Here is a 4,316-nt window from a genome sequence, read left to right as displayed (position 1 = left end):
TCATCTGGACACCGCGCTTGCTGGTGGCCAGACCCGGAAGCTTCAGGTCGGCCAATTCCGCGGCCGTGAACCACTCCTGGGCGATGATGCTGGCGCGCGGGCTCATCGGCGGCCTCCACGGCTGATTTCCAGGGGGGCGCGGGCGCGCAGTTGCCGCGCCTCGTCCAGAAGAGCCTTGGCGCGCTTCTCGGCGAGCGACGCCTGGGCGTGCAGGGCCTCTTCGCCCATCAAGAGCGTCAGGCCTTCACCGTCCAGGTAGACCTTCCACAGCCACAGGCAGCCGGTGGCGCGGACGAACGCCTTGAAGCGCACCGCGCTGATCGTGTGGGTGTCGCGCGCCGTGCTGGTGTAGGCGTCCAGCATGCCCTTGGAGACTTCCTGGCCCAGGATTTCGGACATACGGGCCGCCACATCGTAGCGGTCGCGGCCGTGCTCGCGGGCCTCGTCCAAGGCGCGCGACATGGCGCGCGACAAGGTGCTGTTGAAGTCGAGCGCCGACCCCAGTTCGCGCGGCGTCTCCACCGGGAACAGGTGCTTGTGCTCGAAGAGGTCGAGCGTCTGTTCGTCGCGGATGCGCTTAGCCACGGGGACGACTCCCCATAAGCTTCGGCACGCAATTCGGGAGCGGCGCGTTTGGAAGATCGCGATCGGACAGTGACGGCGCTGAAGCGCAGGCTTCGGTCAGCTCTAGATCTGATGACCGAGCGAGATCTGATCCAGCTCCACAACCTTCTTCTGTCGCTTGGGCGTCAGGAGACCGAGCTGCAGCTAAGGAGGCGACATAAGCTTGTCGCACCTTTTCTCTGTCGGACGGACGCACGCACTCGTCGAGCATTTTTACGAGGTCTGCCACGCGAAGACGCGTTACTTGCGGCTTATGCAGCCGCCGCGTGGGCGCACCGGACACTTCGCCTTTTCCAGGCCCTTGAACGCCAGCGCGGCGGGCCGGTCGACCTTGAGAATTGGGCGGCGTTGTCAGCGATGGAGCTGATGCAGACGCACGAAGCGGACGAAGGCTGGATTTGGCCGTATCCGACACGCTCGCCGTTTCAGCCGTTCTAGCGCGTTCCTTAGTGACCGCCCCCTCGGCCCGCGCCGGGCACGGATCCGGACATGCAGGATCTTGAGGAGGCCGCCCTTGGCCTAGAAAGGCAAGTTGCGATGGCGGTGCTTGCTCAGCTGCGGACCAAAGGCGCTCAGCGTCTGAGCTAGCGAGCGGCGACCAGGAGAATTCACGCATCGGCCGCCCCCTTCGCCACAGTCCAGCCCTTGGGCAGGCGTTGGCCGCTCAGCGCGTGCAGGATGGCGTCCTGGTGGGTCGGCGGGGCCTTCTTCCAGATCGCCAGGAAGGCGGCGACCGCCTCATCGGCCGGACGCGGCGGCGCCTGCGGCGCGGGCGTCTTGCCCGCCGCCAGCAGCAGGGCGTCTGGGAAGCTCTTGGCCTTCTCGGTGACCAGCGCCTCGGCGGCGCGGAGCTGTTCGGCCTTGTCCGGAACCGCCGCCAGCTGGCGGAGCAGGCCCTCGTTCTTGGCGATCTTGGTTCCGGCGACTGTTGCGCGCGTCTCTGCCGAGATGCCGCGAGCCACAATAAGAGCCCGCTCGACAGTGCGCTTATCGACGCCAAGGTCCGCCGCCGTCTCGGCGCTGAACCCCATTGATGGGGGCACGTCTCCGAGAAATTGCGACAACTTGTCGGAATTTGCCGGACGGCCCCGCTTTGGCGCCGCCCCATCTTCGACTACGCGACCAGGATTCAGCTTCGCCCAGACTTGCAGGCGCTCGTTGACGAACACAGCCCGGTCTAGCGGCGTAAGCCCGCGCCGGATCAGGTTCTCGTCGATCTCGACCATGCGGGCCTGATCGTCCGTCAGGTTCCGGATCGAGCATTCGATATCGACCCAGCCCAGCTTTTCGGCCGCAGCGTAGCGGTGCGCGCCAGTGACCAACCCATAGATCATGTCATCTCCGTCGACCCGCAGCGGGCGAACGGTGATCGGGGTGTTTAGAACGCCCTCCTGGATGGATACGGCCAGCACATCGACCGCCGCCGGTTCAATGGCACGCAGGCGATCGGCGACGATGATCCGATCAAGGCGGATGCGACGTCGCGCGGGCGGCAAGGCCTGCGTCGCTTCCTGAATGTTTGCTTCCCCCGAGGTCTTCATCAGTGCATCCGTAGTGAGGGATTGGCGGCCTTCAGCCGGTCTAAGCGTTGCCAAAAGCGGTGGATCGCGCTGCGGGTCGGGGTGCGGGCCTGGCCGAACGCCTCGGCGCATCGATCTCGCACCTGGTCGACGGTGGCCTGCCGATGGGTGGCCAGCAGGAAGCCGCGCACCTCTACGTCGCCCCAGAACTTCGGGCGGCGCTGCCGGCTCTGGTCAAACCACAACTCGACGACGTGGGTCAGCGACAGGGCGCTCTCGACCGGCGCGATAATCAGTTCGCTCAGCTGGCGGCCGGCCTTCTCCATCGCCGTCAGGCGCTCTTCCAGGCGGCGCAGGATCGTGACGGTCGGGTCCGGCGCGGCGCTGGCCTGGGCCAGTTCGCCCCGCCGCCAGGCCAGGAACACCTCGATCACCTGTTTGCGGATCTCCGCAGCCTTCTCGGTGCGGGCGAACATGCAGACCAGGAGAGCCTGGGCTTCGTTGAGGTAGTATTCAGCCACCTCGCGCTGGGCGCCGGAGCCGATACCGACCATCGTGCTGACCTGGCACGATGGTCCATGCATCAGAAGCTCATCGAGATTGGCCTTGATGACCCTGCGGACGAGACGAGCCTGCGAAAAGCCCAGCACCTCACCCAACCGCACGTCGCGAACGCGCGGTTCGTTCGCCATAACCGAGAGATCAGAAAGGGTTAGCGCGCCCATGTCTAAGCGGCGGCGACGTTTTGACGATGACCGCGACCGCCGTTCGCGGTAATTCCACTCTCAGTGATCAGCCTTTCACGCCAGGCTTGAGCGCAGGGGCCGTTCGTCCTGCCGCGCAGCACCTGGATCAGATAACCCTGATGGACCTGGTTCTCGATGGACCAGGCCCTCAAAGAGGAACCTTTGCGAATGAAGCCGACGCGCACCTCGCGCAGCAGCTCGGGGCCGGGTTGAATGGTCATTCTTGTCAATCTCGCTGACAGTCGCGCCAAACGCGCTTGTCAACATGTTCACAAATCGCAGTGGCCGTCAACATGGTGACAAGCCCTGCTGATCAAATTGCTGCGTTGAGAATTACGTTTGAAGCCGCCACTGATATGGAGCTTGCTGAGAAGCTCGGCGTGGTCCGTTCAGCAGTAGCTCAGTGGCGATCGAGAGGCGTTCCAAAGAAATACGCCGCACTAATTCCTAAAACTGACGCCGAGATTGCAAATGCAGTTGATACGGCTCTCCGCATCAACCTCTTCCACAAGCCTGGCAACTCATTCATTGTTGCATCCGCCTCAGTGATTTTACACGACGGGCCTTTGAGCGAATGTCGGTTAGACACCCCTGAAAAGGCTAGGGCTTTCGAGCGCTTAATGCTCCGCATCGCGTCGGTGGCGATCAACGCGACCAACATCGAGCTAATGAAGGAGACCTGCGAGACTCAGGAGGACTATCTCCACCTCGTCCACCTCCTGCGCACCAAGTACGCTGACCAGGTCGCCAACGTGATCGCTAAATTCGCGCCGGCGCTCGGGCTATCGGTGCGGTAACGCCAAACCGTGCCGAATTAGACGCTCACTTCGAAACGTGTCAAAAAGGGGCTTAGTTATGGAAGATAATACGGCCTGGGCTAACTACACGCCGATAGTAAAAGCTTGGCGCGCTGTCGGCATCGCCAACGTTGTTATTTCTGTTATTGTTGGCGCTGGGCTCTTCTTGGGAAACGTCCAAGAGGCGGGGGCGTCGTATGCGCCCAATGCGAGCTTCCTTGCGCTCGTTGGTGGCCTATTGATCTTGTTTTCTCCGCTCGGGCTGCTCGTGCCCTTCACGATCGCCAAGGCTATCGAGCGCAGCGAGCGCATCGAGGCCCTGCTCATCGAGATGGCGAAGCGCCCTTAGGGCGTTCCCAGTTCCAAAGTTCACAAAGGGCCGCCGCGAGCGGCCCTTTTTCTTTTCAGATCAGCGACTTGCCGGAACTGGGAAGAGACAACGAAAGTGAGAAGGCGGATTCCCAGTTCCGTTCCCAGTTCATCGCGCGACAATGCCCGCTATGACCCGCGTTCTCGGCTGCAGTTGAAGGGCCTTCCAAAGACGTTCGAACCTTGCGCCACAAGGGTTTCAGCGAAGCCCCCTAGCAGCCCCTTCGAAGGCTCTTGGAACGTATATCGGGAACTGCGAA

Annotated in this window: 7 protein-coding genes; 3 read left to right on the top strand and 4 right to left on the bottom strand. The window is 62.8% G+C overall.

Features of this window, described 5'->3' with window-relative positions; all coding sequences use genetic code 11:
* Nucleotides 1-102: 102 nt before the first annotated feature.
* Complete coding sequence (locus tag DI526_RS23165) at nt 103-585, bottom strand: hypothetical protein (RefSeq protein ID WP_304283338.1); 483 nt, start codon at nt 583-585, stop codon at nt 103-105.
* A 48-nt stretch (nt 586-633) separates the two neighbouring features.
* Between DI526_RS23165 and DI526_RS23160 the strand changes: the two genes are divergently transcribed.
* Entirely contained in the window at nt 634-1,062 is a 429-nt protein-coding gene (locus DI526_RS23160; RefSeq protein ID WP_304283336.1) for a hypothetical protein, read from the top strand.
* A gap of 170 nt (nt 1,063-1,232) precedes the next feature.
* Here DI526_RS23160 and DI526_RS23155 read toward each other — a convergent pair whose 3' ends face one another.
* Genes DI526_RS23155 through DI526_RS23145 form a run of 3 tightly spaced genes read right to left on the bottom strand, consistent with a single transcriptional unit; the run spans nt 1,233 to nt 3,111 of the window.
* The gene (locus DI526_RS23155) at nt 1,233-2,165 is read right to left on the bottom strand and encodes a ParB N-terminal domain-containing protein (protein ID WP_304283333.1); all 933 of its coding nucleotides are present in this window, start codon (nt 2,163-2,165) and stop codon (nt 1,233-1,235) included.
* Nucleotides 2,165-2,836, bottom strand: coding sequence for a hypothetical protein (locus DI526_RS23150; protein WP_304283331.1), 672 nt, complete (start codon nt 2,834-2,836; stop codon nt 2,165-2,167). Before DI526_RS23150 ends, DI526_RS23155 begins: the two co-directional genes overlap by 1 nt.
* Nucleotides 2,837-2,871: 35 nt before the next feature.
* Nucleotides 2,872-3,111, bottom strand: coding sequence for a hypothetical protein (locus DI526_RS23145; protein WP_304283330.1), 240 nt, complete (start codon nt 3,109-3,111; stop codon nt 2,872-2,874).
* Nucleotides 3,112-3,171: 60 nt separating this feature from the next.
* Between DI526_RS23145 and DI526_RS23140 the strand changes: the two genes are divergently transcribed.
* Together DI526_RS23140 and DI526_RS23135 are read left to right on the top strand one after the other, a co-directional pair.
* Nucleotides 3,172-3,687, top strand: coding sequence for a hypothetical protein (locus DI526_RS23140; RefSeq protein WP_304283328.1), 516 nt, complete (start codon nt 3,172-3,174; stop codon nt 3,685-3,687).
* 58 nt (nt 3,688-3,745) lie between these two features.
* Complete coding sequence (locus DI526_RS23135; protein ID WP_304283326.1) at nt 3,746-4,036, top strand: hypothetical protein; 291 nt, start codon at nt 3,746-3,748, stop codon at nt 4,034-4,036.
* Nucleotides 4,037-4,316 lie beyond the last annotated feature (280 nt).

Source organism: Caulobacter segnis (assembly GCF_003243465.1).
Classification (GTDB): Bacteria; Pseudomonadota; Alphaproteobacteria; order Caulobacterales; family Caulobacteraceae; genus Caulobacter; species Caulobacter segnis_A.
This window is presented reverse-complemented; position numbering and strand designations above follow the sequence as displayed.

Excerpts from the sequence above, each read along its gene's own strand:
- DI526_RS23155 (WP_304283333.1), bottom strand. The coding sequence starts at position 2,165 with ATGAAGACCTCGGGGGAAGCAAACATTCAGGAAGCGACGCAGGCCTTG.
- DI526_RS23150 (WP_304283331.1), bottom strand. The coding sequence starts at position 2,836 with ATGGCGAACGAACCGCGCGTTCGCGACGTGCGGTTGGGTGAGGTGCTG.
- DI526_RS23145 (WP_304283330.1), bottom strand. The coding sequence starts at position 3,111 with ATGACCATTCAACCCGGCCCCGAGCTGCTGCGCGAGGTGCGCGTCGGC.
- DI526_RS23135 (WP_304283326.1), top strand. The coding sequence starts at position 3,746 with ATGGAAGATAATACGGCCTGGGCTAACTACACGCCGATAGTAAAAGCT.